The sequence below is a fragment of the Saccharothrix sp. ALI-22-I genome, from assembly GCF_001984175.1.
Classification (GTDB): Bacteria; Actinomycetota; Actinomycetes; order Mycobacteriales; family Pseudonocardiaceae; genus Actinosynnema.
In genome coordinates this window covers 298,359-324,961 of sequence record NZ_MTQP01000067.1, presented here as the reverse complement: position 1 = coordinate 324,961, position 26,603 = coordinate 298,359, and the positions used below count along the sequence as shown (strand labels likewise).

The following is a 26,603-nucleotide window of genomic DNA, read 5'->3' as shown; positions in this document are numbered from 1 at the left end:
GGGACCGGATACTGGTCGCCAGAAATGGCCGCTAAGTCCGGAGCGTCCCTCGGCTAGCCGCTAAAGGCTTGTTCTTTCTGAACTAAATAGCGAGTAACCGGACATGCGGCATCGCATACGGGCAGCCCGATAGCCACCCTTGCGGGTGGCACGTGGAAGGGCCAGCCGATACCCCTGGGAAGCGCGTGGAAGACCATCACGTGCGGAGCCCAGGCAGGAACGATGCTGCCGAATTCTTAGTCCCAGGTGTGTAACCTGAGATTAGCCTGTCGTTACCGTCGAAATCGGACGGCGTGCCTCGGAAGCGGCGGCGGGCGCAAGGTCGGAGACCCATCGGAGCGGTGGGTCTTTTTTCCGGACCGAGTGTGTAACCTGAGAGATGAGGTATCCATGAGCACCACCACCGCGACCCCTTCCGCCGCTGCGGAGGCGACGCACATCCGCTTGGCGGACCGACTGCGTGAGCTGCTCTACGAGTTCAACATGTCGGGCGGGGCACTGCCTGGGTTCTACGAGAACGACAACACCCATGTCGTGGAGTCCGAGGGCTTCTACGCGGCGAAGCCGTGGGCCCTGGTCCAGCAGGCGCTGCGCCTGTCCCTGACGGGACTGGTCGGCTCCTCGGAGCGCGCCGAGGAGCTCTACGACTCGCTGATCGACAACGGCGAGGATGTGGCCTTCAACCTCCGCGTCATGCGGGACAAGTGGGCCAACGATGCGCTGGAGCAGCACCTCCAGATGGCCGACTCCCTGATCGGCACCCTGCTCACGCTCGACAAGTCCGACGTCGAGCTGGTCGGGGACTACTACCTCACGGACGACCGGGGAGAGCTGTCTCCCCACGCCCACGTCCGGGCCGCGCTACTGAAGTCCGCCCTCGCTCTGACCGAAGGGCGACTGGACCGTGCGGAAGCGCTGATCGAAGACGCCATGACGCACGAGTGCGACATCTCCGAGCTGATCTACGACGCCCGCCTGAAGTGGGCCCGCGAGGACCGCGAGAACTGACCGGGCGAAACAGGGGGAGACCCCTGTCCGCGGGGCTGGCATCCCCGCGCTGACGATGCCCTGCCCTTCGCCCCAAGGGGAATCATGAGCGCTGAGATTCGGATTTACCACGCCTACTCCCCGGACCAGTACGCCCAGGTCGTGGAGCTGTGGGAGCGCCTGCTGAGCTGCCACCGGGTTGGCCTGTCCGAGGACAGATACGGCCGTGGGCTCGACAAGATCGAGCCGGAGTGGCTCTACCAGCTCGTCATGAGCGACGGCGCGGAGACGTACGACTACCCGGCCGTGACCGTGACCGTCGCCGAATACTCGGACTACAACGGCGACGAGTACGACGCCGCGAACGTGGCGGTCCTGGAGGACCAGTACGGCCTAAACACCAGAGGTGGGTCGCACGGGTGGCAGGCCGCCTGGGTCCAGCTCGGAGAGCTCCCGGTCATCACCGACGACACGATCGACGTCGGCATCGAGCGGCTGAAGACCCTGGTCGAGGTGGTCGAGGCACTGACCCAGGGCGACGTGGTGTGCCTTGACGACGACGTCCTGGAGGACCACCGCCAAGCGGTGATCGAGGACACCTGGGTCAACTACTACGCCCGTGAGCTGTCCTCCGCGCTGGAAGACCTCACCGACTACAACTCGGACGACCTCGGGTTCAGCGACGAGGAGATCAAGTCCCTCTACTTCGAGTTCGAGGGCAACGACTGGGAGTTCCAGGGCGCGACGGAGATCACGAACAACGGCCACGACGAGGCCGTGGAGCACGTGATCGAGACCATCCGCGACGCCTGGCGGGCTCCGTACGTGGACCCGGACCAGTTCGCGCTCCCGCTTGCCTCCTGATCATTCGGCGAAACCGTCCATTCGCGACGGTCCACGGGATTGGCATTCCCGTGCTGATGAAGCCTGCCATGACGAAGGGATCTTCATGAGCGAGAAGCCCAAGGGCCTCAGGCTGGACTTCTACCGGCTCGCACGGGGTGGGGACTACACCCTGGGCGGAATCTCCGCACGGCACGACGAGTGCGTGCTGATCGGCACCGTGAGCTACCTGAACATCTACGCCCCTGGCGTGAAGCCCACGGTGAGTCCACTGGACAAGGGGAGCCAGGTTTCCGCGCCGTCCGAGGACCGTCCGGCCGTCTACCTGGTGATCGGGCGACACGGCCCGAACGACCGCTACATCATCCCAGCCGACCAGGAGACCTGGCAGCCGGATGGGCGCTGGTGGATGCACGGGGGGAACTTCGCGGACTCGTCGGACTCTCGGTTCGACGCGCTGCTCCCCGGTGGGTTCGCGGTCCGCGTCCACGACCGGCACGAGGGGTGAGCGGCGTGGACGAGGGCACGGAGCTGGGGCGCTGTGACTGGGTCGAGCTGCCGGACGGGCGCATCGTCTCGATCCACGAGCGCGACACCAGCCACGACACGTACGTGGTGATCACGGCACTGGAAGACGGGTTGCCCCCGGACGTCTTCGAGTTCCCGGACATGGAGTCGGCGCAGAACTTCATGGTCAGAACCGAGCTGGAAGCCGCGTAACTGGCGAAACCCCTGCGGGGGTCCACGGACCTGGCGTGTCCGTGCTGATGATGCCTGCCATCTAGGAGTGATCTTGATGATGACCGAAACGCGGGTTGACGTGTTCGCAATCGCGAAGGACGTAGCCGTGGAGCTGGGCGACGGGTGGAGCGCGTCCGAGGGGCACTGGTCCCACGCGCAGGACGCCTACCTGGACGGCCCGGACGGCGTGCGCCTGCACATGGCGCAGAACCACTACACCAGCAAGACCCACATGTCGATCTCCGGCGCGCTGGGGGAGCTGCACCACTTCAAGCCCTACGACGCGAGCACGGGCGACATCAACGTCTCGATCAAGAAGACGCCCAAGCAGGTCGCGGGCGACATCACGCGCCGACTCCTGCCCGTCGCGGCTCCGGTGTTCGCGGAGGCGCAGAAGCGCAAGCGGGCGCACGAGGAGAACGAGGCCCGCATTGCGGCGCTGGCGGAGGAGATCCGCGCCGCGATGGGCCAGGACGCCAAGGTGAGCGAGCGGGACCACGAGGTGACCCTCGGTGGCTGGAACGGTCACACGCGGGTTTCGGTAGACCCCCGGTACGGCTCGGTCAAGTTCAAGATCGAGACCACGCCCGAGTTGGCGGTCCTCCTGGCAAAGGCGATCGGTCAGCTCTGACCGTCGAGTCGCCCCCACACAGCCGGTTGGCGAAACGGGAGGCGACTCCCGTCCACGGGATTGGCATTCCCGTGCTGATGAGCCTGCCAATTCGAGAAATGACGGGTGGCTTTCACATGCCCAAAATGATCGACACCCCAGCCATCGTCCAGCTCTTGGGCTACGACACGGTCAAGGTGCTGGACACCGCCTTCAACCAACTGGAGTGGGCGGAAGACGAGATCCGGCGCGCGATTCGTCGAAGTCCGTCCAAGGCGAACGAGCTCTACCACAGCTTCCCCTTGCTGAAGACGGACAACCCACGCATGGCTGTGGAGCTGGTCTACAGGGGACATTGCCGGGAGCTGCTCAAGCGCGTGGTCAGTGGTGCCGACACGCGGCCCGGCACGGCAGCAGAGGTGTGCTGCCTGTGCTCCTACATGAGCACGATCGCCCCCCTGCAAATGCCCGCGATGGGCCTCTACTTCCGCATGTGGGCCCAGGCATTCCCCGGTGTCCCGGTGGTGAGCGCGGAGAACCGCCAGCACTACGAGGCGCTGGGGAAGGGGGAAATCGACGACCTGGAGGCGATCTCCCGAAAGAAGCTGCTGGTTCCAGGCCGAACCCTGGGGGAGATCAAGTGCAAGGGACTGCACCACGGCGTGCGGGTCCGGTGCAAGTACGTCGCCAAGTAACCGCCACGGCGAAACGGGAGAGGTCTCCCGTCCACGGGATTGGCATTCCCGTGCTGATGAGCCCGCCATTCACCGAGGAGTTCCCGTGACAGTTCGGCGTGCCCTGTCGGTGTTCGTGATCGTCTGGATGATCTCCGTCGCTGCGGCGGTCGGAATGGTCTTCCTTGTCGCAGCCGTCTCGCCCGACACGGTCAGCGGCGTCATGTGCGCTGGCGAGTACCGGTCCGCCACGCCGGACGGCACCACGTACCGGGTGTGCGTCGAGAACCCCTGATGTCCGGCGAAACCGTCCGGTGTGGACGGTCCCGAGGGCTGGCATCCCTCGGCTGATGATGCCTGCCAAGAGCAAGGGACAGCCATGAGCGAAGTGAAGTTCGCCAACGTCAGCAACCCGGCCGCCTTCGGCGTGGAGTGGAGCGCGGGTGAGAACGGGTGTCGGTTCCAGCTCGTGAACGTGCGCGGCACGACGGGCCTGATGTTCGGCATGAAGGCACCGGGCCGTGACCGGTGGTCGTCGATGGCCGTCGTGGACCCGAGCCGCTTTCTGGAGGCCACGCCGAGAACCTACGGCGACTTCCTGAAGGTCGCGCACGCCTACGTGGCGTAGCTGGCGAAACCCCGAGAGGGGTCCGGTGGGCTGGCATCCCACCGCTGACGAGCCTGCCATGAGCAAGGGGGACCCATGACGAGCACCCTGGTTCCGACCTACCGGATGCGGATCGAACCGGACGAGGACGCCGAGAACCCGCGCAAGATGTTCGAGCAGACCGCGAACGTGATCACGGTCGATCTGCGCGAGTACATCCCGATCGACGACGACTTCGGCCCGCTGGCCGACCAGTGGCGAGAGCTGGACAACCGCCACGACACGAGCACGGCGATGCGGATCTTCGAGCGCTACGCACGGGTGATCCACGGCGCGGCCGTGCTGCTCGAATACCCGTCCCCGGACGGCTCCCGCGCCATCTGGTACGCGATGCCCGACGCCCTGAACCTGGCCTACGCGCCGGAAGGGCGCGAGGCATACGGGCTGAAGATGCTGGAGGCCGAGCGCGCCGAGTACCGCACGTGGGCGCGCGGCGAAGCAGTCGGCTACGTGATCGAGCGCCAGGCCGTGTGGCTCAGTGCGGACACCGATGACGTGCGCGACTCCTGGGAGGAAGTGGAGTCCTGCTGGGGCTTCTACGACGAGAAGTACGCCCAGGAGGAAGGGCAGCGGGCCCTTGACGCCCTGAAGGGCGAGGACGGCCAGGAGTCCGAGGAGTCCGAGGACGACGCCCCGAGCCCGCGCGTGGCGCAGGTTCCCGACGAGGTGTGGACGGCGGTCGTCGCCGGTCCCGCGCACCTGAAGAACGTCGTCGCGGCGACGCGCGCCAAGGACCCCGACTGGGACGTCTCCACGTTGGTCGGCGAGGTCGTCATGACCGTGGTCGAGGAGCTGCGCGCGGTCGATGCCGCGAGCCTGACCGCGACGTTGCGCAAGACGCTGCTGCGAGAGCCGACCTCCCTGTGGGGCCTGGGCTGGAACGCGGCACTGATCTCCCTGCTCCGGGCGCTCGACACCCACGAGCGGAAGCCCGAGCCCAGATAAGGCGAAACCCGGCTGGCACCGGGTCCGTAGGGCTGGCATCCCTGCGCTGATGAGCCTGCCAACGAGAGGGGAACGAACGATGACCACGACGGTCGAGCTGCCCACCTTCACCGTGATCGGCCTGTGGATCGACGACAAGCCGCTGGTCGCGGGAGTGGTCGAAGGCGAACACATGATGGCGGACTCCGAATGGGGGTCAGACGGATTCTCGCGCTGGGCTACCAGCGTGCAGGCCGAGGACGCGGAGTGTGCCGAGTCCTACGCGGTCGCCGAGATGCGCGGCCAGGAGGACGACGAAGACGAGTACGACCACAGCCGCACCAGGGAGGACGCCAGAAACGAGGCGTTCGACGGCGGCGAGCCCTCGCAGCACGAGGGCGTGCAGGCATGACCGCCCCGGCCGTGGAGACGGACGAGCTCGACGACCACGAGGACGAGGGCCCCGATTACACCGAGGGCTACGAGCCGTGCCGGGCCGACGACTGCGACGGGGACGCGAACGACGGTCAGGGCTGGGACGGCTACTGCGCCCTGCACTCGGACGCGGCCGACGACGGCGAGAACTACTGGTGCTGACCGGCGAAACCACCTGCGCGGTGGTTCTGGGGGCTGGCATCCCCCGGCTGACGAGCCTGCCGAACGAGGGGAGAACGAGATGCCGTACCGCGTGACGGACAAGAACGGCAAGCAGGTCAACGAGGGGGACGAGATCGTCAACTTCCGTGGCGAGGTAGCGACCTTCGTCAGCGTTACCAGGGGAACCGAGCACAACGGCTTCGCCAAGGTGTTCGTGCGGGGCGACGGTGGCTTCGCGCGGGAGTCCGGCGCCCAGGTCTACGACCTGAAGGTCCAGACGATCAGTGGGTGGGTCGCCGCCCAGGACCGGAGCGTCATCACCGACGAGAACGTGGACGAGCTCATGGAGCAAGCCGACACGGGGATCGGCTACTGGGCCACGCCGAACGGCGCGGAGCTGCTCGGGCCGGACGACCAAACCCCGGAGTGGGCCAGCTTCACGATCGTGGAGAGGGACACAGGAGTCGTGTTCCACCTGAGCCGCGACGACATCCGATTCGCCTTCCTGGCGCTGGCCGAGCACGGCCAGACGCTCACCTACCGGCGCACCGGGGAGCGCTTCCACTGGGCGTGGGAGACCAGAGGCGAGCACGGCATCGAGACGGCCGCTCTCGACCCCGTGTCGGGCGACGTGGTCACACAGATCGCGTGCTTCGGGGAGATCAGGCACTGATGCCCCCCATCCGCCAGGACCAGTGGTTCTTCAGATGAACCGGCGAAACCGTGCCCCGCTGTCCGCGGGGGCGGTCCCGAGGGCTGGCATCCCTCGGCTGATGAGCCTGCCGAGAGCAAGGGACAGACAGATGGAGATCGAGAAGCGGGGGAACCTCCCCGCGACCACGACGCCGACGCTCGCCATCGACCTCGGACACGTGGTTTGCGACGCGGTCGAGCTGCTGGAGCGAGAGGTGGCCGCTGGCAGGGCCGAGCCCTGGGCGAACTACTGCGGCGCGGAGGACGACCCGAAGTTGACCAGAGACGGGTACCTCGCCCTGCTCCGGGAGGCGCGGCGCCTGTTCACCGACTTCATGGACGAGCACTGACGGCGAAACCACCCCGTGCGGTGGTCCCGAGGGCTGGCATCCCTCGGCTGACGAGCCTGCCCAACGGAAGGAGAGCGGCCGTGCGCAAGTGGCTGCTGTGGAGAATCCCGGCGCTCGCCTTCGCGGCGAGCCTAGCTGTGGCGAGCCTGGTGGCGATCCCGGAGCGCACGCTCCAGGAGGACGACCCCGGCTGGAAGTGCCACCTGATGGGCAACCGGGACTGCGGCTTCGTGGACTCCGACAACCCCCACGTGGTGATCCTCGTGCACTTCGACGAGAACGGCGAGCCGACCGGCGTGCGTAAGCGCGTGCTGCCTGGCCGGGTGAGCCCGTGAGCGCCACGACCGAGGTTGCCAAGGCGGCGCCCGTACCCGAGCGGGTCGGGTCCTACCGAGTGGTCGCGCACTTCGACTTCCTGGGCGGCTCCGGCGAGCGCGTGCTCCTGCTGGCCAGGTCCGGGGATTTGGGGCTGGAGTACGCGACCGGCGTGGTGTCGGTGTTCGAACACGCCCCACGGGAGTGGTCCTGGGGCCGCTACTTCGACAGCGTCTCGACGCGAGACAACCTGCACCGCGCATGGGCGAGCTTCCAGGAGCGGGTGACCACGCGCATCAACGCCGCCGACTGAGGCGTACGACGAAACCCCCTCGCGGGGTCCGGCGGGCTGGCATCCCGCCGCCGATGAGTCTGCTGTGGACGGAAAGGAGGGCCGGCCCTGTGCTGCCTGTGCGCCAGTACCAGTGGCACCCGTTAAGACCGGCGAAACCGCCTCCCCGGAGGCGGTCCACGGGATTGGCATTCCCGTGCTGAGGATGCCTGCCGAGCGAGAGGTCACCCATGAGCATTTTGGTCAGGGAGTACGCCGTCACGCTGAGGCGTGGCAAGGAGTCCGCGACGGTCCACACGCTGGCGTTCAGCTCCACCGACGCCAAGGTGCTGGTCTGCCACGCGGAAGGGCAGTGGTCGGACGCCGCGTTCGTGGAGTCGGTAAAGGTCCGGCCGATCTGCGATTACTGCGACGCACGAGGGACGTGCCTGGAGGGCAGCTCGGACAACGTCGCGCTGTGCGACCGGCACGCCAGGGAGCACTACGGCACCGAGTGGCGCCGCGTCACGCGACCGCTCGGCATTCGCCACTTCCTCGACCTGAGCGAGGTGGAGCGGTAACCGGCGAAACCCCCTGGCGGGGTCCACGGACCTGGCATGTCCGTGCTGAGGAGCCTGCCAAGAGGGAGTGACCCATGAAGTTCTACGAGTTCCGGCAGACCAACACGGGCGGTCGGTTCGTGTTCGACCGGGCCCGCGGGATCACGAAGCACGTGGTGATCGAGGCAACCTCCGCCGAGGAGGCCAACCGCCGGGCCAGCGAGATCGGCTTGAACTTCGACGACGCGGACACCTGCTGCGGTGAGCGGTGGCAGTTGGCGGAGGACTTCGACGGCTGCGGCGGCTACGACGTGCCGACCGTCGAGGACGGGAGCACTCCGGCCGAGGAGCTCGTCCCGGAGGTGGGCTACCTGGAGTTGGAGGGGCCGCACGTCTACGTGCACCACGCGAACGGGGTTATTGCGGGCTACGCGGACCCCGGCCCCACCGCCTGACCAAGGCGAAACCCCCTCTCGGGGGTTCACGGACCTGGCGTGTCCGTGCTGATGATGCCTGCCAAGAGGAGGAGTGAGCGAGATGGACTTCTACACGGTGATCGGAGTGACCAGCGAGGACGGCGAAGACCTCACGGTCGCGGCCGTGACGCGCGGCCAGGTCAACATCGTTGACCAGCACGACAGGGGCTGGTTCTTCGGTGTCGAGGCCGACGACGCGGACGAGGCGCGAGTGCAGGCCCTGGCCGAGTTCAAGGGCCTCGACGGGTCCTGAGCAAGGCGAAACGCCGTGAGGCGTCCGCAGAGCTGGCATCCCTGCGCTGATGAGCCTGCCAAAACGAGGGGAGCAAGATGACCGCGACCGCTGGGGTAAGGGGCAACTTCGGCGGCCTGTGCTACACGCCGGGCTGCCCAGAGACCAACGCGATGGGGTCTTCGATCTACCACGCGGGCAACGACCGCAACCGGTGCAACGGGTGCATCGACGCGATCAGCGTCCTGATCCCGGCCATTCCGCAGGTGGTGTGGGACCTGCGCCTGGTGAACGACGGGGCGATGAGTGCCTATGTGCGCCATGTGGTTGCGCTGTCCCACGGGGAGCTGCACGAGCGAGCGGCGCCCTTGCTGGCACGCAAGGAACGTGCGTACCAGGACTTCGCACGCCTGGCACGCGAGGCGGGCGACGCGGCGCTGGTGCGCGGCCTCGTTGCGCGCATCGTCGAGGTGCCACACCTGGTGATCGACGCGACGATCACCAACTTCTGGGCCCGCTACTACAACGAGTCCAAGCCGCAGAGCTGAGGCGAAACCGTCCCGCGCGGACGGTCCGGTGGGCTGGCATCCCACCGCTGATGAGCCTGCCATGAGGAGGAGCGCCTAGTGCAGCAGACGATCCAGCAGAGGTTCGAGCAGTTCCACCTGGACAACCCAGAGGTGCTCGAAACCCTGGAACGGTTGGCCGTCGAGTGGTTCGAGGCAGGCAAGCGCAAGCTTGGAGTGAAGATGCTCTGGGAGCGTATGAGGTGGGAGCGGAGCAAGGCCGTTGCCCCTGGCACGTTCGCTCTGAACGACATCTACACCTCCCGTTACGCCCGCGAGCTGGTGTCGCGGCACCCCGAGTGGGCGCCGTACATCGAGCTGCGCGAGCTGCGGGCCGCCTGATGACCAAGAGCCCCTCCCTCCCCTTCGGGGCTGGTGACGACGTCGAGGTCTTCGCGGGCAACTTCGGTCACGTGCGTGGCACGGTCCCCGCCTCGGGTCCGGTGATGTGGCGCGACGACGACGACCGCTGGCGCGTGAACATCTTGCTGGAGAGCGGCCGAGAGGCGTCCCCGCGGATCGAGCGCGTGCGCCTGCGACTGCCGGAGGCCGCCGCGCCGCTCAAGCGCGGCGAGGAGGTCCGCGTCGTGTCGGAGACCGGCGGGGCGAAGGGCAAGAAGCTGGCCTCGCTGGGCAGCCTCGATCCCAAGGCCCTGCTCGTGCTGGCCGAGGCGTCCGGCTTCGGTGCCGCGAAGTACGACCAGCACAACTACTTGCGCGGCTACGCCTGGAGCCTGAGCTTTGACGCCTGCCAGCGGCACCTGTTGGCGTTCTGGGCGGGCGAGGAGCTCGACCCGGAAAGCGGCCTGCCGCACCTGGCGCACGCCGCCTGGCACTGCCTGGCGATGCTGTCGTTCCAGCTCCGGGACATCGGCACCGATGACCGGTTCGACTCGCCCAAGCGATCGGCCTGATTTTTCACGTATCCCAGCTTGCACACCCAGTACGCAGTGTGTAACCTGAGAGACAACGGAGCGAAGGAGTCCACAGTGTACGTTGAGAACAACCTGAGTGGTCAGACGGGGGGCGCGGTCGTGATGGTCGGGACCCTCGGCTCGGTGACGATCGACGGCGATCCGACCACCGGGCCCAGGCAGGACGTCCTCCCGGTCTTCGAGGCCGGGGACGAGGTCGTGCTGCGCGACCACCCACACGCCCAGGTCTTCACGATCATCGAGCTGGCGGACGACCCTGTGTCGGACGGGGGCAAGCACTACTTCGCCCGGACCGAGACCGGCGGCACGGTCTTCTTGGACCCGGTCAAGATCCAGGCCGCGCCCGCCGAGTACGCCCCCTCGATCGCCGTGGGCGACCGCGTCCGCGTGATGTCCGACGCGACCCCCGGCACTGCGCCGCGGGGCACCACGGGCACGGTGCGGGAGATCGAGTTCGGCTTCGTGTACGTGAAGCTCGACGGCTCGTCCATCGTCTTCCCCTTCCGGGCGAAGGAGTTGGTGGTGCTGACCGACGCGCCCACCTACCGGAAGGTGCTCGACTTTGCCGACCTGACGGCCCTGCGTCCCGGCGCGGTGATCGTGAACGAGGTCAGCGGGCAGGTCTTCGTTAAGGACGGGACGGGGCGCTGGTTGCAGCCCGGCTGGTCCGGCACCTACACCATCGAAGCGGCTGAAGAGATCGCCGAGGGGCTCCTTGTCGTCTACGTCCCGCCCGTTTCGCAGGGCTGAGTGTGTAACCTGAGAGGTTGCCGGTTCATCTCGTGAAGATCACCCCCCGCAAGAACGAGGTCGCGGCCGTCGTTCAGCTCCTGGAGAGCGACGGCTACGACTCGGCCGAGGCGCTCGCCAAGGACGTGATCAAGCGCGTCGCCGAGCTGTTCGCCGACCGCGAGTTCTACGCCTTCGTGCACCGCTTCGGCCCCGGCCAGCTCCAGATCGCCTGGGGCCCGTTCACCTCGGACGCCGAAGTCGTCAAGTTCGCCAACAAGGCGAAGCTCGGCGGCGAGGCCATGTCGCTGAAGTTGTGCAGCACGGGCGCGTTCCTGGCCCGGCTGGGCAAGAACCAGATCGCGCCGAGCGAACGCTGCGCGACCTGCAACCACCCCCACGGAGCGCACGAGCACCCCACCTTCGGCGGTCGATGTGCGGTCCGCGGCTGCGCCTGCAAGCAAGACGTGAAGTAGCCCCCTCCCGACGTAGTCCCCCGCTCAGGCCGTTCCCGAGACGGCCTGAGTGCACGACCCAATGGATGTGACCTTGTGAGCAACACCAAGACGGTTCCGTACGAGTGGTGCGACACCTGCCAGAAGCGCGGGTTCCTGGACGACCACGACGCCGAGAAGGCTCTCGGCCGCGCCCGCGCCCGTCGTGAACGCTGGGCCGACCAGAACACCCCCGGCTCGCGGCGCGGCATGAAGCGGGAGAACCGCGTCTACGAGTGCCCCGCGGGCCTGCTCCACCTGACCGAGCTGTCGCGCCGGGCGCACAACGCCCGCGCTGCGCGCTGGTCGGGGGTGGCCGCGTGAGCTGCATGACCTGTACGCGACACCGCGCCTCGCTCAGCATGGAGCGCGCCAACCTCGGCCGCGTCGCGCGCCGAGCCGCGCGCAACGAGACGGCCCGCAACCTCGGGTTCGTGGCCACCGCCAAGGACAAGGTCGAGAGCTCCAGGCGCGTGCTGGCCGACCACGAGGCCGAGTGCCGGGTGGCCGCGTGAGCGCCGAGCTCCAGCGGGCGCTGCGCGCGGTCGAGCACGCCGTCTACGAGGAGAACGCCCGCGGTGGTGAAGCCCGCGCCCTGGTGATGGAGATCGGCCGTCTGGTCGGCGTGGACCTCGCCAAGGACATGATCGACCACACTTGGTCCCCGCTGAACATGCGCCGGGTCGTCAACGCGGTGGACGCGATGCGGCGCCAGAACGCCATGCTCCGCGGCCTCCCGCCGGACGGCTTCGCGCCCAGCCCACTCGGTGAGCGCATCGACTTCCGCGAGCGCGGCTGGTGAGCATTCCGCCCCACCGCCGCGTGCCCTTCTTCATCAAGGTCGGCGACCTGCCCGGCCAGACGGTCGGCTACTTCGACCGCCGCAACCTGGCGGCCGACTCTGACGCCGCGCTCGTCTCCATGCTCCGCGACGTTGCCGACGAGATCGAGCTCCAGGCCGCCGAGGAGCGCGCCCGGTGACCGAGTCCCTGCACTTCCGCCCAGGCCAGACCGTCTGGCCTTCCACCACCACCGAAGGACGGCCCCTCTCCGTGACCAACGCCAGTGCCCCTGTCACCCGCAAGGCACCCGAGCTCGCCCACGAGGCCGACATCCTGATCGTCGGCTTCCGCGAGGAGCGTCTCGACTTCCAGCAGTTCCGGCACCAGCAGGTCTACGCCGCCGCATCACCGCTGACGCGGCAGTTGATCGGGCGCCGCTTCCGCCGGGCGTACTACACGGACGGTGCGATGCGCATCCAGGGCTTCGACCGGCTCCTGGAGGTGCTGCACGACGGGATCGCCAAGGGCGCAGGCGAGATGGTCGTGCACGTGACCGCCTACGAGCGCCTGGCCGAGCACGACGGCGACGCCGAGCTGCTGCGCAGCCTGCGCCAGGCGCGGGCATTCGAGGCGTGATCGACGCCAGGCTCGCAGAGCTGATCGAGGCCGACTCGCGAGAGGAGAAGCTCCCGCGCTGGGCTCGCGATCGGATGGAGCGCCTCCGGCGCGCGGTCCGCAACGCCGCGTTCGACGTCCTTGCGGCCGACCAGCGCGCGGACGAGGCCCGACTCACCACCCGGCCCGAGGAGTCGGACGCGGTGCTGAACCCCTACGCCGACGTGCCGATCGGCCTCGGTAAGGGGCAACGGGTCAGGTTCCGGCCGAACGCGCCGGACGGCGGCCACATCGACGTCTGGGTGGAGTTCGACGAGGTGCGAGTGATGGCGCCCTGGCACCTCGCGATCCTCCCGCAGTCGTCGAACGTGGCGAAGATCGTCTCCAGTCTGTGAGGCGCTGAACGAAGGCGGGGCGCTCCAGTTTTGGGCGCCCCGCACCCCTTCTCGAATTCGAATCGGAGAACCACCCCTTGACCCCTAGCCGCCTCACTGTCGCTGACGTGTGTGCCGACCTCGGAATCAGCCGGTCCACCTTCTACGACTGGCGCGCGAAGGGGCGCGGCCCGAAGTGCATCCGCCTACCTAACGGCGAGCTGCGAATCCGGGTCGCCGATTACGAGCGGTGGCTGGAAGAACTGGAGGAATCAGCATGACGGACGAGACGAGCTACGACGTCCAGATTTTTGTGCTCGATGCGTACCCGCACAAGGGCAAGAAGAACACCTTCACCTACTGGGTGCAGTGGAGGGTCATCAGGAAGCGCTTCAAGCAGAAGTACGCAACCAAGGCGCTCGCCGAGGGATTCCGGTCCGACCTGATCGCTGCCGCCCGCAAGGGCGAGGCGTTCCGGGTCTTCGACGGGCTGCCCGTGTCGATGGCCCGGCAGTCCGACGAGATGTCCTGGTACGAGTTCGCCTGCGCGTTCGTGGACATGAAGTGGCCGCACGTCGCGGCCACGACGCGGCGGACGCACGCCGAGGCGCTGACCAGGGCTACCCCGGCGATGTTCTCCTCCACCAAGGGCAAGCCGGACGACGCGCTGATCCGCAGTGCGCTGACCCGCTGGGGATTCAACACCTCCCGCCGGGCCGGGGCCGACGTGCCCGAGGACGTGCGCCGGGCGCTGAAGTGGGTGCAGGCGAACACCTTGCCCGTGACCGCGCTGCGCGACGCGCAGGTGCTGCGGCCCCTGCTCGACAGGCTCGCGGTCAAGCTCGACGGCAAGCCCGCGGCGCCGAGCGTCGTCTCGCGCCAGCGCAAGATCCTCGGCACGGCGATGGAGTACGCCGTGGAGCGCAAGCTCCTCGACACCAACCCCATCCCGGCCCTGAAGTGGATCGCGCCGCGGAAGACGGTCCAGGCCATCGACCAGCGCCGCGTTGCCAACCCGGCGCAGGTGCGCGACCTCTTGGACGCCGTGCGGGTGCAGAAGCGCAGCGGCCCGCGCCTGGTGGCGTTCTTCGGCTGCCTCTACTACGCCGGGATGCGCCCGGAGGAGGCGGCGGCGCTGTCCAAGCACCAGCTCTCGCTGCCCGAGGAGGGCTGGGGGGAGATCCACTTGGAGACCGCCCGCCCGCACGCGGGCAAGGAGTGGACCGACAGCGGGAAGAACCGAGACGAGCGCCAGCTCAAGCAGCGCGACGCCGGGACGATCCGCCCGGTCCCCAGTCCGCCTGAGCTGACCGCCTTGCTGCACCGCCACATGCGCGTGTACGGCACGGCCGAGGACGGCCGCCTGTTCCGCGGCGAGCGCAACAACGACGAGCTGCCCAAGCTGACGATCCTGCGGGCGTGGCGCAAGGCAAGGGAGAAGGCGTTGCCGCCCGAGCTGGCGGCGACCGACCTGGCCGCCTCGCCCTACGACCTGCGCCACGCTGGCGTCTCGCTGTGGCTCAGCTCCGGCGTGCCGCCGAAGCAGGTCGCCGAGTGGGCGGGGCACTCACTGGAGGTGCTGTTCCGGATCTACGCCCACGTGCTCAGCGGCTCCAACGACGCCATCCGCGCGCTGGTCGAGGCCGGGCTCAAGGGGGCTTCGGACGACTCTGAGTGACGTGACCGAGGTCACCCTCCACGGGGCCTGATCCGCGCCCTTGATCAGGATCGGCGGGATCTCGTCGGTACACCATCGGTACAGACACCCGCAAACGGCCGTTTCTGGCCGGACACAGCCGGACAAGCAAAAAGCCCGCCGGGCAGCATTTGTGCTGCTTAGCGGGCTTTTTGTGGTGGTGCCCCCGGCAGGATTCGAACCTGCGCTCCCGCCTCCGGAGGGCGGTGCTCTATCCCCTGAGCTACGGGGGCCGCAGCTACGGGGAGAAGCTTAGCGTACGGGGGCCAGGGGGTTTCACCCCCTACCCTTCTGGGTGTGGAGCCGGGGCGTGGGCGGTTTGTTCAGGGTGGTGACCTGCGGGTTTGGGTTTGGGAGGAGGGGGTGGTGGGGGCGGTGCCGGTGGTGTTGGTGCATGGGTTTCCGGACACCTCTGCGGTGTGGGGGGAGGTGGCTGGGCGGTTGGGTGGGCGGTTCCATGTGATCCGGTACGACGTGCGGGGGTTTGGGGGGTCTGGGGCTCCTGGTGGGGGGAAGGAGGGGTATTTGGTTGAGCGGTTGGTTGAGGACCTTGTTGCTGTGGTGAGGGAGGTTGTCGGCGGGCCGGTTCACCTGGTGGGGCATGACTGGGGGTCTACGCAGGGGTGGGCGGCGGTTGCGGCTCGGCCTGACCTGTTCCTGTCGTTCACGAGCATCTCGGGGCCTGATTTGGGGCATGTGGCGGACTGGGTTCGGCGCAACCGGTCGCGGCCGGTGAAGGTGTTCGGGGTGGTGCGGCGGTCTTGGTATATCGCTGGGTTCAAGGTTCCAGTGGTGCCTGAGCTGGTGTGGAGGGTTCCGGTGGTGCGGCGGTGGCTGCACGCGGGGCGGCGGGAGTTGGTCAACGGGTTGGGGTTGTACCGGGCCAACGTGGGGCGGCGGCGGGCGCGGCCGGTGTCGGTGCGGGTGCCGGTGCACCAGGTTGAGTTGACCGACGACCCGTACGTCGTTCGGGAGCACCTGGAGGCTGCTGAGCCGTGGGTGGGGGAACTCAGTCGTAGCGTGCTGCACGCCGGTCACTGGGCGCCTCGGACGCATCCGGAGGAGGTCGCCCGGCACATCGAGGATGTGATTGACCGTGTGGGTGGGGGTAAATGAGGACGAGTGCGTCCGGGTAGTGGGACGGGTGTGGTGCGACTGACAGGCGAGTTGCACTCATGCGCATGTGACTATATGTTCCGAGGATGGGTCACGGACATGGCCACGGTGTGTCGTCGGGGAGCGCCAAGCACCTCGGCCGGCTGTGGATCGCCTTCGGCATCGGTGCGGCTTTCATGGCCGTCGAGTTCGTCGTCGGCATCGCCACCGGGTCGCTGGCGCTGATCTCGGACGCCGCCCACATGCTCACCGACGTCCTGGGCGTCGGCATGGCCCTCGCCGCCATCATGCTGGCCCGCCGCGTCCGCACGGGCGGCAGTCGCACGTTCGGGCTCTACCGGGCCGAGGTGCTGGCCGCGCTGGCCAACGCCGTGCTGCTGTTCGGCGTTGCGGGCTATGTCGTGTACGAGGCCGTTGGACGGTTCGGCAACCCGCCGGAGGTGCCTGGGTTGCCGGTCATCCTCGCCGCCACCGCGGGCCTGGTGGCCAACGTTGTCTCGTTCCTCATGCTGAGGGAGGGCGCCAAGGACAGCATCAACGTCCGGGGCGCGTACCTGGAGGTCCTGGCCGACCTCATCGGCTCGGTCGGTGTGCTCATCAGCGGCGCGGTGACGTTGATCTTCGGGTGGCGTTACGCCGACCCCATCATGGGTGTCGCGATCGGCCTGTGGGTCCTCCCGCGCACCTACAAACTGGCCGCGAGCGCGCTGCGCATCCTCTTCCAGCACGCCCCGGAACGCGTGGACGTCGCCGAGATGCAGGCCGACCTGAGCCGCCTCCCGGGCGTCGCCGAGGCGCACGACCTGCACGTCTGGACGCTCACCTCGGGCATGGAGGTCGCCTCCGCCCACCTCACCACCCGCGACTACGTCGACCCGGCCGAAGTCCTGCACGCCGCCCAGACGTTGCTGGCCCAGCGCTACCACATCGAGCACGCCACGCTTCAGGTCGAACCAGGAGATTCCGCGGAGAGGTGTCGCGAAATCTCCTGGTGACCCGAACCAGGAACTACAGCGAAGAGCACTGTCCGGATTTGGGGCCGCGCACCTCGTTCGCCCACCCGTTGTCCACCGGCGCCGGGTCGCTGCCGGTGCAAGACAGCGGTCCGCCGATGGTGTTGCCGGCTAATACGGACCCGCCCTTGTTGCCCGCCAGGCTCACCGGACCGCCGACGTTCACCCGCTCCAGTGACACCTGACCGGACGTCCCGGTGATGTGCACCGGCCCGCCGACCGACGTGTCCACCAGCACGACCGCCGCCGCACCGGCCGCCGACACCGGACCGCGCACCGACCCGCCGAACACGTACAGCGACGCGCCCGCCGACACGGTCACCGGACCGGCGACGGAAGCTCCATCCAGGCAGGTGATGCCCGAGACCTGCAACGGCCCGGCGTGCTCACCGGTGACCACGGACGAGCAAGTCACGAACGGCTTCGCCAGCAGCTCGAACTCGGCCAACGTCGACGCACCGGGGAACTCCAGCCGGTAGTGCTGGTAGTGACCCGGTCGGGCGATCTTGAACGCCCGCGTCTGCTGCCGCCACGCGAACTCCTCCCCGGACCGCTCATCCACAGTGGTCCAGGCGACACCGTCGTACGAGCCCTTCAGCACCCACGAAGCCGGATCACCCGCGTCTTTACCGGACGTGAGCGTGTAGAACGTGGCGCTCTCCTTCTTGTCCGGGAGGCTCACCTGCAACCACGACAACGCCCCCGACGTCTGCGAGGTGTTGTCCAGCAACGACGACGGCGCCCCGGTCACCGTCCCCAAAGAGGTCACGTCCCGCAGCGGCGTCGGAACGGCGGAACCCGTGGTCAACGACGGCGGCGCGGCGTCCGGCCCGGTGGCCCACCGCGACGGCGACGATCCCATCTCGAAGTCCAGCACGCCCCCGGACGCGATCTCCGAGTGCGGCAGGTACGACTTGTCCCACTTCTTCCCGTTCACCTTCAACGACTGCACGTAGATGTTCCCCGCACTGTTACGAGGCGCGTTGATCACCAACGAACGCCCGTTCTCCAGGTGCACGGTCATCTTCTTGAACAGCGGCGACCCGATCGCGTACGAAGCGTTGCCCATCTGCAACGGGTAGAACCCCATCGCGCTGAACAGCCACCACGCCGACTGCTCGCCGTTGTCCTCATCCCCGGGGTAGCCCTGCCCGATCTCGCTGCCCAGGTACAACCGGGACAGGATCTCGCGCACCTTCTCCTGCGTCTTCCACGGCTGACCGGCGTAGTCGTACATGTACGCGATGTGGTGCGACACCTGGTTCGAGTGCCCCAGCTGCCCCATCCGCACGTCCCGCGCCTCGGTCATCTCGTGGATGACGCCGCCGTACGAGCCGGGGAACTTCGCCGTCTCCGGGGTGGCGAAGAACTCGTCCAGCTTCGCGCCCAGCCCGTCCCGGCCGCCGTACAGGTTGGCCAGGCCCTGGCCGTCGTGCGGCACCGAGAACGCCATGTTCCAGCCGTTGGTCTCGGTGTAGTCGTGACCCCACTCGCGCGGGTCGTACTCCTCGGGGGACGCCCGCCGCGTGCCGTCCGGGTTGCGGCCCTGGAAGAACCCGGTCGCGGGATCGAACATGTGCACGTAGTTCTGAGCCCGGTTCGAGAAGTACTCGTAAGACGCCTGGTACTGCGCGTCGCCGGTCTGCTCGTACAGCGTTCGGGCCATGTTCGCGATGCCGTAGTCGTTGACATAACCCTCGATCGCCCACGACATGCCCTCGCCGGTGGCGGTGGACGTGTAGCCGGTGAAGATCGACGTGTCCAGGCCCTTGCGCCCGACGCCCGCGTTCGGCGGCGCCACGGTCGCGTTCTTCACCGCCGCGTCGTAGGCGGCCTTCACGTCGAACTCGCGCACGCCCTTGACGTACGCGTCGGCGAACGCCACGTCGGAGCTGGTGCCGGTCATCAGGTTCGCGTAACCGGGGGAGGACCAGCGCGAGACCCACCCGCCGTCGCGGTACTGCTGCACGAACCCGTCCGCCAGCTCACCGGCCTTCTTGGGCGTCAGCAAGCTGTACGCGGGCCAGGTGGTCCGGTAGGTGTCCCAGAACCCGTTGTTGACGTAGATCTTGCCGTCCACGACCTTCGCGCCGGTCTGCGTCGGGGTGGACGGCCCGGCGGCCTGCACCGGCGACGCGTACTGGTACTTGGGCGCGGCGGCGGTGCCGGTGTTCTCGAAGCCCGAGTTCGGGTAGAGGTAGAGCCGGTAGAGGTTCGAGTACAGCGTGGTCAGCTGGTCCTCCGAGGCCCCTTCGACCTCGACCATGCCCAGGACGCGGTCCCACGCCTGCTGCGCCCGGTCGCGCACCGAGTCGAACGTGTCCGAAGTGGACACCTCCTGCTCCAGGTTGCGACGGGCCTGGTCGACGCTGAGCAGTGAGGTGGCGATCTTCATCGTCACGGTCTTGTCGCCCGACGTGTCGAACTGGAAGAAGCCCGCCACGTTGTCCCGACCCACTCCGGTCAGCCGCCCGCTCGACGTAACCGGCTTGTCCACCACGCCGTACACGAACAGCCTGGTCGCGCCGGTGGACAGCCCGCTCTTGACGTCGGAAAAACCGGTCACGACACCCGAAGCCGGGTCCAACGTCAGCCCGCCGCTGTTGTTGACGTTGTCGAACACCAGGTTCGACGAATCACCCGTGAAGGTGAACCGGAACAGCGCGGCGTGGTCGGTCGGCGCGATCTCGGTGCGCATCCCGTTCTCGAACGTCACGCCGTAGTAGTGCGCCCGCGCGGTCTCGTTCTCGTGCCGGAACGGCAGCGCGCGCACCGCGCGGTCGGCCGTCGGCGTGCCCGTCGACGGCATCACCTGGAACGTCTGCCGGTCACCCATCCACGGGCTCGGCTCGTGACTCGCGGTGAACGCCTGCAACGTGGGCAGGTTGTCCCGGTTGTTGGTCTTCGCGTACTCGTACAGCCAGCTGATCGAGCCCGCGTTCGTCATGGGCGACCAGAAGTTGAAGCCGTGCGGCACCGCGGTGGCCGGGAAGTTGTTGCCCCGCGAGAACGAGCCGCTGGAGTTCGTGCCGCGGGTCGTCAGCACCCAGTCCGACGGACGCGGTCGTTCCACGACGACGGGCGCCGACTTCACCGCGATGTCGTCGATCCAGCCGTTGAACCCGGCCGGGCCCTTGGGGTTGTCGTAGGCGACCAGGATGCGCTTGATCGTCTTGCCGGCCGCCACCGCGCCGATCACCGACGCGATCCGGTTCCACTGGTTGGTGTAGAGCGATTTCGCCGCGCCCTGGCCGCGCGGTGACAGCTCGAACCCGTGCTGGTCGCGTGCGCCGAGGTCGCTGAGGTAGGTGCCGTCGGCGAACGCGAGGTCCAGCGACACGAACGTGGCCGGGTAGTTCAGGTCGTCCGTGGTGAACGACGGGAAGATCAGGTACGACAGCTCGGTGCTCGGCGTGACCGGGATGTCGACGTCGAAGACCTTGTTGTACGAGTAGCCCCTGTCAGCCACCACGTGCGTCCCCTGGTACCGCAACGCCTTCAGCCCGGTGAACCCCGCCCACGCCTTGGCGTTGTAGCCGCCGTTGGCGCCCTTGCCCACGGTGGTCCGCATGTTCTGCGCCGGCGGGGTGGTGGAGCCGTCGGAGAACTGCACCTCGGCGAGCTGGATCAGGTTCACGCCGCCCGCGTTCGCGGAGATGTCCAGCTGGTAGAACCGGAACGCCTCGGTGTTGGCGATGTCGTAGGCCTTGGTCTCCAACCGCTTCGCGAACACTTCACCTGATCGGGTGTCGATCGTCGTCCACGTCGTGCCGTCGTTGGAGGCGCGCAGCGTCCAGTCCTTCGGGTCGCGCTCGGGCGCGTCGTTGGCCGACGACATCGCGTAGCGCTTGACCGCGACCGGCTCGGCGAAGGTGAACCGGACCCAGCCGGTCGAGGTGAAGGTGAGCCACTTCGACAACACGCTGCCGTCGACCAGGTTCTCTTTGACTTCACTCGATCCGGTGTTCTCGGAGTTGGCGGCCACGTCGATCACCCGATCGGTGACGTTGCCGGGGATGCTGGTGGAGTCCGAGCCGTTGACGCCCGAAGTCTTCGGCTTGCCGTCCGGGCCGGTTTCCACCGTGCTGGACCACTTCGGCTGCGGTTGCCCGTCCTCGAACGACGTGGCGAAGAGCGTCTCTCTCACGGTTGGCTCCCCCGGTGCGGCGGTCGCGGAGAACCAGCCTCCCACGCCTCCCAACACCAGTGCGATCGTCGCCACGACCGCCAGCGATCTCCGATTTCGCATGTGCCCCATTGCGCACGCCCTCCGCCGGTGAACAGCCGATCCTCAGCGAGCAAAGGGGGAATCTGACATCGTTGTCAAGGGTGGTTCGCCAACTTGTCCGCAAGCCTGTCCGGAGGTTGCTCCAACCGATCTAGACTCACTCGCTGTGACGGTCCGGAAGTCGCCCCCGGTGGGCACCCCCGCGGGGATGCGCGTGCTCAACCAGCGCGCGGTGCTCGACCGCCTGCGTGCCGACGGTCCGGCGACGAGGCCGCAGATCGCCAAGGACACCGGGCTGTCGAAACCGACGGTGGGCCAGGCGTTGTTGGACCTGGAGCAGCACGGTCTGGTGCGCCCCATCGGCCGCACCACGGCCGGTCCGGGCCGGTCGGCGATGCTCTACGAGCCGAACCCGGCGGCGGGGCACGTGCTGGGCGTGGACATCGGCCGGCAGCGGATCCGGGTGGCGGTGGCGGACCTGGCGGGTTCGGTGATCGCGCGGGTGGACGAGCGCAACCGGTGCCGTTCGGCGTCGGCGCTGGTCCGCACGGTGCGCGAGCTGGCGGAGCGGACGGTGTCCGATGCCGGCCTGTCGTTGGCCGACCTGGTGGTGAAGGTGGTCGGCACGCCCGGCGTGCCCGATCCGCACGACCGGACGCTGCACCACGCGCCGAACCTGCCAGGGTGGGAGCGACCCGGCCTGCTGGACGACCTGGAGGCCGAGCTGGGTCCCGGTCTGGTGGTGGAGAACGACGCGAACCTGGCCGCGGTCGGCGAGCAGGCGTACGGGGTGGCACGGGACGTGGACGTGTTCGTGTGCGTCACCGTCGGCACTGGGATCGGCATGGGGATCGTGGTGGACGGCCGGTTGTTCCGCGGCGCGCACGGCGCGGCGGGCGAAGTCGGCTACCTGCCCTACACCGGTCAGTCCGAAGAGGACGGACGGCAGCGCGGTCAGGTCGAGGCGGCCGTGGCGGCGGAATCCGTGGTGGCGTTGGCGAAGCAGCGCGGTCTGGTGGTGAAGTCGGCGCGCGAGGTGTTCACGGCGGCGAAGTCCGGTGACGAACGGGCGCTGTTGGCGGTGCGCGACGAGGCGGAGCGGTTGGCGTTCGTGGTGGCGTCGGTGGTGGCGGTGATCGACCCCGAGCTGGTGGTGCTCGGCGGCGGCATCGGCAGCAACACCGACCTGCTCCAGGAGCCGATGGAGGCCGCGTTGCGCCGGATGACGCCGTTGGTGCCGCGGATCGTGGCGGGCGAGCTCGGTGACGGCGCGGTGCTCAGCGGCGCGGTCGCGATCGGGCTGCGCTCGGCCCGCGAACTGGTGTTCGATCGACGGAGAGTAGTCATTCTCTGAGAGTAGTCGAGTGCCCCTCACCTGGTGATTCACTCGATTGTCGTAAGTCTTAACTGGTGAGTAATGACCTAGCGTTACCGGCACCTCCTCCTGGAGGGTGTGTGTGTCCTTCCGATAGTTGCTAGGGGAGTCGAAAGGGGAGTACGGGGGACGTAGTCCCCTTTCGACCGGACACGGGGCAGGTGCCGCGCCCGCAAACACCTGCCCCGTGCAACTACTCCCGGACTACTTCCGACTACGGAGTCTTGCGGTGCGCGTTGCGCGCCGTGGAGGCCCGGTGCGTCGAGTCCGCGATCCACGGCCCTGGGCTGGACGGATCCAGAACGCCTTCTTCGAGCCACGTGAACCGGCCCTCCAGCACGTGCCGCGCCAGCCTCAGATCCGAGTCGTCGGAGTTCCGCCACAACCGGTCGAACAGCTCGTCCACCCGGACCCGTGCCTGCGCGGCGAACGCGTCCGCCAGCTCCACCGCCCGGTCGCCGTCCGCCGCCGCCTTCACGCACGACGCGCTGATCGCGAACAGCTCCGCGCCGATGTCCACCACCCGGGCCAGGAACCGCTGCTTGCGCTCCATCCGGCCCTGCCAGCGCGACATCGCGTAGAACGTCTGCCTGGCCAGCTTGCGGCTGGCCCGCTCGACGAACCGCAGGTGCCCGGCCAACGGCCCGAACTCCGCGTACGCCCGCGGCACCTGGCCCTTGCCGACCACGAGCGTCGGCAACCACTTCGCGTAGAACCCACCGGCCTTCGCGACCGCCTGGGCCTTGCGCTTGGTGTCCGCTTCCGGGTCGATGATGTCCCCGGCCACGGCGAGGTGCGCGTCCACCGCCTCCCGCGCGATCAGCAGGTGCATGATCTCGGTCGAGCCCTCGAAGATCCGGTTGATCCGCAGGTCGCGCAACATCTGCTCGGCTGGCACGCCGCGCTCGCCGCGGGCGGCCATGGACGCCGCCGTCTCGTAGCCGCGACCGCCGCGCAGCTGGACCAGCTCGTCCGCGACCAGCCAGGCCATCTCCGAGCCGTAGAGCTTGGCCAGGGCCGCCTCGATGCGGATGTCGTGCCCGCCCGCGTCGGCCAGTTCGCTGGACAGGTCGAGCACGGCCTCCAGCGCGTACGCGGTGGCCGCGATGAACGCCACCTTGCCCGCGATGGCCTCGTGCTTGCCGATCGGCAGACCCCACTGGACCCGTTCCGCGGACCACTCGCGAGCGATCTTCAGGCACCACTTCGCCGCGCCCGCGCACAGGGCCGGCAGCGACAGCCGGCCGGTGTTCAAGGTGGTGAGCGCGATCTTGAGGCCCGCGCCCTCATTGCCGATCAGGTTGGCCTTGGGCACGTGGACCTGGTGGAACCGGGTGACGCCGTTCTCCAGGCCGCGCAGGCCCATGAACTCGTTCCGGTTCTCCACCGTGATGCCCGGCGAGTCGCCCTCCACCACGAACGCGCTGATGCCCTTGCCGGGTACCTGGGCCATCACCACGAGCAGGTCGGCGACCACGCCGTTCGTCGTCCACAGCTTGACGCCGTCGAGCACGTACCCGTCGTCGGTGGGCGTGGCCGTGGTGCCGAGGCGGGCCGGGTCGCTGCCCACGTCCGGCTCGGTGAGCAGGAACGCGCTGATCGCGCCGGTCGCGCAGCGGGGCAGGTAGGCGCGCTTCTGCTCGTCCGTGCCGAACAGGGCGAGCGGCTGCGGGACACCGATGGACTGGTGCGCGGACAGCAGTGCGCCCAGGGCCGGGCTGACCGAGCCGACCATCATCAACGCCCGGTTGTAGTACACCTGGGACAACCCGAGCCCGCCGTACTCGGGCTTGATCTTCATGCCGAACGCCCCGAGCTGCTTGAGGCCGGTCAGCACGTGGTCGGGGATGCGGGCCTGGCGCTCGATCAGCGCACCGTCCACGGAGTTCTCGCAGAACTCGCGCAGGGCGGTCAGGAACGTCTCGCCACGTTCCCGGTCCTCCGCGGAGCCACTGGGGTGCGGGTGGATCAGGTCGAGGCGGAAGTGGCCGAGGAAGAGCTCCTTGCCGAAGCTGGGCTGGCGCCAGCGCTTCTCGCGGGCCTGTTCGGCGACCTTGCGGGCGGTGCGCTCGTCAACGTGCTTGTCGGGATCCACTGCGGTCATCGCTGACCTCCACGAAGGGGCCTCCCACGTTACTACTCGCGGGTAGCCCCATCCGGGTGACGCGAAACGCCGGGTGGCCTTCAGCTCGGCAGGGGAGCGGCGCCGCGGTCGGCGATGAGTTTCGTCATGTAGACGCTCTCGCTCGTCTGCGACTTCAGCATGTTGTCGGCGAGCGTGCGCACGACGGACTGACCGGCGCGCGTGGCGGCGTACTCGGCCATCGGGGCGCCGCCCTGGTGGTGCCGGAGCATCAGCTGGAGGAAGTACACGTCGAACTCGGTACCGCTCAACGAGCGCAGCCGGGCGATTTCCTGGGCCGTCGCCATGCCGGGCATCCGGCCGGTGTCATCGGACGTGCCGGAGCCGGAGCCGCTGTCCGAGTGGCCGTGCGTGGCGGAGGTCATCCACCACATGTGCTTGCCGTCGACCGACTGCTCGGGGTAGCCCCAGAGGAACAGCCAGCCCTTCATCCGGCCCACCTGCTCCAGCTGCGTCGACTCGATGTCGAAGGCGAGCTGGCGGATGGCGGGGTCGGTGGACTTGTCCCGTGCGATGTTGGCCATCTGCACACCCTGGAGGTGGTGTGCCGCCATGTCCTGCGAGAACCCGACGTCAACGGAGTCCGACGCGGGCGTGGAGCTGGTGTCCGAACCGGGGAGCTTGATCAGCAGCCCGACGGCGGCACCGAGCAGGAGGACGGCCAGGACCGCGATCGTCACGACGACAGTCCTGGTCACGGTCACCCCGCGGGGGGTGACCTCCTCCGGCTCGGTGCCCGTCATGGTCAGCTGCTCGGCACCGTGGTGGGGACCTGGGCGTCGGTACCGGTCGCGGGCGGGGTGGGGGCGCCGGTCTCCGCCGGGTCCGCGGTGCCACCGTCCATCGGGACGGCGTCCGGACCCGGAGCCTCCGCCACGAACGGCGGCGGGTTGGTCAGGTCGAACGTCGGCGACTCGCACGACGCGCCGACCTCGGGGTAGGTGTTCGGGTTGCGGCGCAGCGACTGGATGAACTGGTCGATGCGCTCGTCGTCGGCGCTCTCCAGCTTCAGCTGGTGGCCCCACGACTGCAGCGAGATCGGCTTGTCCAGGCCCGGGTACGGCGACAGCATCGTGTACGGCTGGCCGTCGGCGCGCGCCTTGAGCTTGTCCAGCGCCTCACCGGTGATCTGGTCCGGGTTGTAGGCGATCCACACGGCGCCGTGCTCCAGCGGGTGGACCATGTTCTCGGTGCGGACCGCGGTCGCGTAGACCGTGCCGGTGCAGTCGGCCCACACGTTGTCGTGCGGACCGCCGAAGGGCGGTGACTGGTCGTAGGCGACCCGCTGGGTGGCGTTGACGTGCTTGCTCGCCTCGTACTCCTTCTTCACCACGCCCTGGATCTGGTCCGACGGGTCCTTGTTCTCGTCGGACGGGACCCACTTGGCCAGCGCCGCTTCCTTGGCGTTCTGGTCGGCGATCTTGGTGTACGCGTAACCGAACACGCCGCCCGCCAGGGCCAGCACGGCAATCACCGCGATGATCGTTCCCCATGGCTTCGGCTTCTTCGCCACCACCGAGGAGCGCGCCGCCGCCACGCTGGAGCGCGCGGCCTTTGTCTTCTTGCCGCTGGTCATGTCCGCCTCAGTCCTCGTCAT

Annotated in this window: 38 protein-coding genes, 1 tRNA gene and 7 other RNA genes; 41 read left to right on the top strand and 5 right to left on the bottom strand. The window is 68.2% G+C overall.

The genetic code is table 11. The annotated features are described in order from the left end of the window. Positions 1 to 390 precede the first annotated feature (390 nt). From ALI22I_RS33925 to ALI22I_RS33750, 38 genes are all read left to right on the top strand, one after another. Positions 391 to 1,008, top strand: a complete 618-nt coding sequence (locus ALI22I_RS33925) for a hypothetical protein (protein WP_077009632.1) — start codon at positions 391 to 393, stop codon at positions 1,006 to 1,008. An 84-nt stretch (positions 1,009 to 1,092) separates the two neighbouring features. Continuing rightward, the gene (locus ALI22I_RS33920; RefSeq protein ID WP_077009631.1) at positions 1,093 to 1,851 is read left to right on the top strand and encodes a hypothetical protein; all 759 of its coding nucleotides are present in this window, start codon (positions 1,093 to 1,095) and stop codon (positions 1,849 to 1,851) included. A 5-nt stretch (positions 1,852 to 1,856) separates the two neighbouring features. Further along, positions 1,857 to 1,923: hammerhead ribozyme type II (locus ALI22I_RS33915), an RNA gene on the top strand. Between the two features lie 13 nt (positions 1,924 to 1,936). Next, positions 1,937 to 2,338, top strand: coding sequence for a hypothetical protein (locus ALI22I_RS33910; protein ID WP_077009630.1), 402 nt, complete (start codon positions 1,937 to 1,939; stop codon positions 2,336 to 2,338). A 5-nt stretch (positions 2,339 to 2,343) separates the two neighbouring features. Further along, on the top strand, positions 2,344 to 2,550 hold the full coding sequence (locus tag ALI22I_RS33905; protein WP_143532585.1) for a hypothetical protein: 207 nt from the start codon (positions 2,344 to 2,346) through the stop codon (positions 2,548 to 2,550). Between the two features lie 76 nt (positions 2,551 to 2,626). Then, the gene (locus tag ALI22I_RS33900; protein ID WP_143532584.1) at positions 2,627 to 3,202 is read left to right on the top strand and encodes a hypothetical protein; all 576 of its coding nucleotides are present in this window, start codon (positions 2,627 to 2,629) and stop codon (positions 3,200 to 3,202) included. Between the two features lie 71 nt (positions 3,203 to 3,273). Beyond that, entirely contained in the window at positions 3,274 to 3,876 is a 603-nt protein-coding gene (locus ALI22I_RS33895; protein WP_143532583.1) for a hypothetical protein, read from the top strand. 85 nt (positions 3,877 to 3,961) lie between these two features. Then, positions 3,962 to 4,150: a hypothetical protein gene (locus ALI22I_RS49850; RefSeq protein ID WP_143532582.1), complete on the top strand. Its 189-nt coding sequence runs from the start codon at positions 3,962 to 3,964 to the stop codon at positions 4,148 to 4,150. Between the two features lie 4 nt (positions 4,151 to 4,154). Then, positions 4,155 to 4,221, top strand: an RNA gene (locus ALI22I_RS33890) — hammerhead ribozyme type II. Positions 4,222 to 4,234: 13 nt separating this feature from the next. Next, positions 4,235 to 4,483: a hypothetical protein gene (locus ALI22I_RS33885; protein ID WP_143532581.1), complete on the top strand. Its 249-nt coding sequence runs from the start codon at positions 4,235 to 4,237 to the stop codon at positions 4,481 to 4,483. Between the two features lie 75 nt (positions 4,484 to 4,558). Then, positions 4,559 to 5,467 (top strand): hypothetical protein, encoded by a 909-nt coding sequence (locus ALI22I_RS33880; RefSeq protein WP_077009625.1) that lies wholly within the window; start codon positions 4,559 to 4,561, stop codon positions 5,465 to 5,467. Then, an RNA gene (locus tag ALI22I_RS33875) (hammerhead ribozyme type II) lies at positions 5,467 to 5,531 on the top strand. The genes ALI22I_RS33880 and ALI22I_RS33875 overlap by 1 nt, the downstream gene beginning before the upstream one ends. A gap of 15 nt (positions 5,532 to 5,546) precedes the next feature. After that, positions 5,547 to 5,858 carry a hypothetical protein gene (locus ALI22I_RS33870; protein WP_077009624.1) on the top strand — a complete coding sequence of 104 codons (312 nt, stop codon included), beginning with the start codon at positions 5,547 to 5,549 and terminating at the stop codon, positions 5,856 to 5,858. Continuing rightward, positions 5,855 to 6,043, top strand: a complete 189-nt coding sequence (locus tag ALI22I_RS33865; protein WP_077009623.1) for a hypothetical protein — start codon at positions 5,855 to 5,857, stop codon at positions 6,041 to 6,043. The genes ALI22I_RS33870 and ALI22I_RS33865 overlap by 4 nt, the downstream gene beginning before the upstream one ends. 79 nt (positions 6,044 to 6,122) lie before the next feature. Further along, positions 6,123 to 6,716 (top strand): hypothetical protein, encoded by a 594-nt coding sequence (locus ALI22I_RS33860; protein WP_077009622.1) that lies wholly within the window; start codon positions 6,123 to 6,125, stop codon positions 6,714 to 6,716. A gap of 130 nt (positions 6,717 to 6,846) precedes the next feature. Continuing rightward, on the top strand, positions 6,847 to 7,086 hold the full coding sequence (locus ALI22I_RS33855; protein WP_077009621.1) for a hypothetical protein: 240 nt from the start codon (positions 6,847 to 6,849) through the stop codon (positions 7,084 to 7,086). Further along, an RNA gene (locus ALI22I_RS33850) (hammerhead ribozyme type II) lies at positions 7,087 to 7,151 on the top strand. A 15-nt stretch (positions 7,152 to 7,166) separates the two neighbouring features. Then, positions 7,167 to 7,421, top strand: coding sequence for a hypothetical protein (locus ALI22I_RS33845; protein ID WP_077009620.1), 255 nt, complete (start codon positions 7,167 to 7,169; stop codon positions 7,419 to 7,421). Beyond that, the gene (locus ALI22I_RS33840) at positions 7,418 to 7,714 is read left to right on the top strand and encodes a hypothetical protein (protein ID WP_077009619.1); all 297 of its coding nucleotides are present in this window, start codon (positions 7,418 to 7,420) and stop codon (positions 7,712 to 7,714) included. The genes ALI22I_RS33845 and ALI22I_RS33840 overlap by 4 nt, the downstream gene beginning before the upstream one ends. Before the next feature lie 129 nt (positions 7,715 to 7,843). Then, positions 7,844 to 7,911, top strand: an RNA gene (locus ALI22I_RS33835) — hammerhead ribozyme type II. A 12-nt stretch (positions 7,912 to 7,923) separates the two neighbouring features. Further along, the gene (locus tag ALI22I_RS33830) at positions 7,924 to 8,253 is read left to right on the top strand and encodes a hypothetical protein (protein WP_077009618.1); all 330 of its coding nucleotides are present in this window, start codon (positions 7,924 to 7,926) and stop codon (positions 8,251 to 8,253) included. 74 nt (positions 8,254 to 8,327) lie between these two features. Then, on the top strand, positions 8,328 to 8,687 hold the full coding sequence (locus tag ALI22I_RS33825; RefSeq protein ID WP_077009617.1) for a DUF7296 family protein: 360 nt from the start codon (positions 8,328 to 8,330) through the stop codon (positions 8,685 to 8,687). A 3-nt stretch (positions 8,688 to 8,690) separates the two neighbouring features. Then, an RNA gene (locus ALI22I_RS33820) (hammerhead ribozyme type II) lies at positions 8,691 to 8,754 on the top strand. A gap of 6 nt (positions 8,755 to 8,760) precedes the next feature. Continuing rightward, positions 8,761 to 8,961 (top strand): hypothetical protein, encoded by a 201-nt coding sequence (locus ALI22I_RS33815; protein WP_077009616.1) that lies wholly within the window; start codon positions 8,761 to 8,763, stop codon positions 8,959 to 8,961. A gap of 77 nt (positions 8,962 to 9,038) precedes the next feature. Beyond that, positions 9,039 to 9,488 (top strand): hypothetical protein, encoded by a 450-nt coding sequence (locus ALI22I_RS33810; RefSeq protein WP_077009615.1) that lies wholly within the window; start codon positions 9,039 to 9,041, stop codon positions 9,486 to 9,488. Further along, positions 9,488 to 9,553: hammerhead ribozyme type II (locus tag ALI22I_RS33805), an RNA gene on the top strand. Before ALI22I_RS33810 ends, ALI22I_RS33805 begins: the two co-directional genes overlap by 1 nt. Positions 9,554 to 9,566: 13 nt before the next feature. Continuing rightward, entirely contained in the window at positions 9,567 to 9,848 is a 282-nt protein-coding gene (locus tag ALI22I_RS33800) for a hypothetical protein (protein WP_077009614.1), read from the top strand. Beyond that, entirely contained in the window at positions 9,848 to 10,420 is a 573-nt protein-coding gene (locus ALI22I_RS33795; RefSeq protein ID WP_143532580.1) for a dATP/dGTP diphosphohydrolase domain-containing protein, read from the top strand. Before ALI22I_RS33800 ends, ALI22I_RS33795 begins: the two co-directional genes overlap by 1 nt. Before the next feature lie 75 nt (positions 10,421 to 10,495). After that, complete coding sequence (locus ALI22I_RS33790) at positions 10,496 to 11,191, top strand: hypothetical protein (RefSeq protein WP_077009613.1); 696 nt, start codon at positions 10,496 to 10,498, stop codon at positions 11,189 to 11,191. A gap of 32 nt (positions 11,192 to 11,223) precedes the next feature. Further along, entirely contained in the window at positions 11,224 to 11,646 is a 423-nt protein-coding gene (locus ALI22I_RS33785; RefSeq protein WP_077009612.1) for a hypothetical protein, read from the top strand. Between the two features lie 75 nt (positions 11,647 to 11,721). Further along, positions 11,722 to 11,988 (top strand): hypothetical protein, encoded by a 267-nt coding sequence (locus ALI22I_RS33780; protein WP_077009611.1) that lies wholly within the window; start codon positions 11,722 to 11,724, stop codon positions 11,986 to 11,988. A 5-nt stretch (positions 11,989 to 11,993) separates the two neighbouring features. Beyond that, positions 11,994 to 12,179 (top strand): hypothetical protein, encoded by a 186-nt coding sequence (locus ALI22I_RS49845; protein WP_143532579.1) that lies wholly within the window; start codon positions 11,994 to 11,996, stop codon positions 12,177 to 12,179. Further along, positions 12,176 to 12,466, top strand: coding sequence for a hypothetical protein (locus tag ALI22I_RS33775; RefSeq protein WP_143532578.1), 291 nt, complete (start codon positions 12,176 to 12,178; stop codon positions 12,464 to 12,466). The genes ALI22I_RS49845 and ALI22I_RS33775 overlap by 4 nt, the downstream gene beginning before the upstream one ends. Further along, the gene (locus ALI22I_RS33770) at positions 12,463 to 12,645 is read left to right on the top strand and encodes a hypothetical protein (protein ID WP_077009609.1); all 183 of its coding nucleotides are present in this window, start codon (positions 12,463 to 12,465) and stop codon (positions 12,643 to 12,645) included. Before ALI22I_RS33775 ends, ALI22I_RS33770 begins: the two co-directional genes overlap by 4 nt. After that, a complete protein-coding gene (locus ALI22I_RS33765; RefSeq protein WP_077009608.1) occupies positions 12,642 to 13,082 on the top strand; it encodes a hypothetical protein in 441 nt (146 codons plus the stop codon). Before ALI22I_RS33770 ends, ALI22I_RS33765 begins: the two co-directional genes overlap by 4 nt. Next, complete coding sequence (locus tag ALI22I_RS33760) at positions 13,079 to 13,456, top strand: DUF7239 family protein (RefSeq protein WP_077009607.1); 378 nt, start codon at positions 13,079 to 13,081, stop codon at positions 13,454 to 13,456. The genes ALI22I_RS33765 and ALI22I_RS33760 overlap by 4 nt, the downstream gene beginning before the upstream one ends. A gap of 77 nt (positions 13,457 to 13,533) precedes the next feature. After that, positions 13,534 to 13,716: a helix-turn-helix transcriptional regulator gene (locus tag ALI22I_RS33755; RefSeq protein ID WP_077009606.1), complete on the top strand. Its 183-nt coding sequence runs from the start codon at positions 13,534 to 13,536 to the stop codon at positions 13,714 to 13,716. Further along, complete coding sequence (locus ALI22I_RS33750) at positions 13,713 to 15,113, top strand: tyrosine-type recombinase/integrase (RefSeq protein ID WP_077009605.1); 1,401 nt, start codon at positions 13,713 to 13,715, stop codon at positions 15,111 to 15,113. The genes ALI22I_RS33755 and ALI22I_RS33750 overlap by 4 nt, the downstream gene beginning before the upstream one ends. A gap of 176 nt (positions 15,114 to 15,289) precedes the next feature. Here ALI22I_RS33750 and ALI22I_RS33745 read toward each other — a convergent pair. Beyond that, positions 15,290 to 15,364: transfer RNA gene (locus ALI22I_RS33745), tRNA-Arg, on the bottom strand. A 64-nt stretch (positions 15,365 to 15,428) separates the two neighbouring features. Here ALI22I_RS33745 and ALI22I_RS33740 point away from each other — a divergent pair. Next, entirely contained in the window at positions 15,429 to 16,247 is an 819-nt protein-coding gene (locus ALI22I_RS33740; RefSeq protein ID WP_338013528.1) for an alpha/beta fold hydrolase, read from the top strand. 86 nt (positions 16,248 to 16,333) lie between these two features. After that, complete coding sequence (locus ALI22I_RS33735; RefSeq protein WP_077009603.1) at positions 16,334 to 17,242, top strand: cation diffusion facilitator family transporter; 909 nt, start codon at positions 16,334 to 16,336, stop codon at positions 17,240 to 17,242. A gap of 13 nt (positions 17,243 to 17,255) precedes the next feature. Here the strand turns inward: ALI22I_RS33735 and ALI22I_RS33730 are convergent, their stop codons facing one another. Further along, the gene (locus tag ALI22I_RS33730) at positions 17,256 to 21,518 is read right to left on the bottom strand and encodes a GH92 family glycosyl hydrolase (protein ID WP_077009602.1); all 4,263 of its coding nucleotides are present in this window, start codon (positions 21,516 to 21,518) and stop codon (positions 17,256 to 17,258) included. 136 nt (positions 21,519 to 21,654) lie between these two features. On the opposite strand from ALI22I_RS33730, the gene ALI22I_RS33725 reads away from it, so the two are divergent. After that, positions 21,655 to 22,842 carry an ROK family transcriptional regulator gene (locus ALI22I_RS33725; protein WP_179118450.1) on the top strand — a complete coding sequence of 396 codons (1,188 nt, stop codon included), beginning with the start codon at positions 21,655 to 21,657 and terminating at the stop codon, positions 22,840 to 22,842. A gap of 235 nt (positions 22,843 to 23,077) precedes the next feature. Here ALI22I_RS33725 and ALI22I_RS33720 read toward each other — a convergent pair whose 3' ends face one another. The 3 genes from ALI22I_RS33720 to ALI22I_RS33710 form a co-directional block, all read right to left on the bottom strand. Continuing rightward, complete coding sequence (locus ALI22I_RS33720; RefSeq protein ID WP_077009601.1) at positions 23,078 to 24,967, bottom strand: acyl-CoA dehydrogenase family protein; 1,890 nt, start codon at positions 24,965 to 24,967, stop codon at positions 23,078 to 23,080. Positions 24,968 to 25,047: 80 nt separating this feature from the next. Further along, positions 25,048 to 25,749 carry a DUF305 domain-containing protein gene (locus ALI22I_RS33715; protein ID WP_077009600.1) on the bottom strand — a complete coding sequence of 234 codons (702 nt, stop codon included), beginning with the start codon at positions 25,747 to 25,749 and terminating at the stop codon, positions 25,048 to 25,050. Positions 25,750 to 25,751: 2 nt separating this feature from the next. Continuing rightward, positions 25,752 to 26,582, bottom strand: coding sequence for a DUF3105 domain-containing protein (locus ALI22I_RS33710; protein WP_077009599.1), 831 nt, complete (start codon positions 26,580 to 26,582; stop codon positions 25,752 to 25,754). Positions 26,583 to 26,603: the final 21 nt, after the last annotated feature.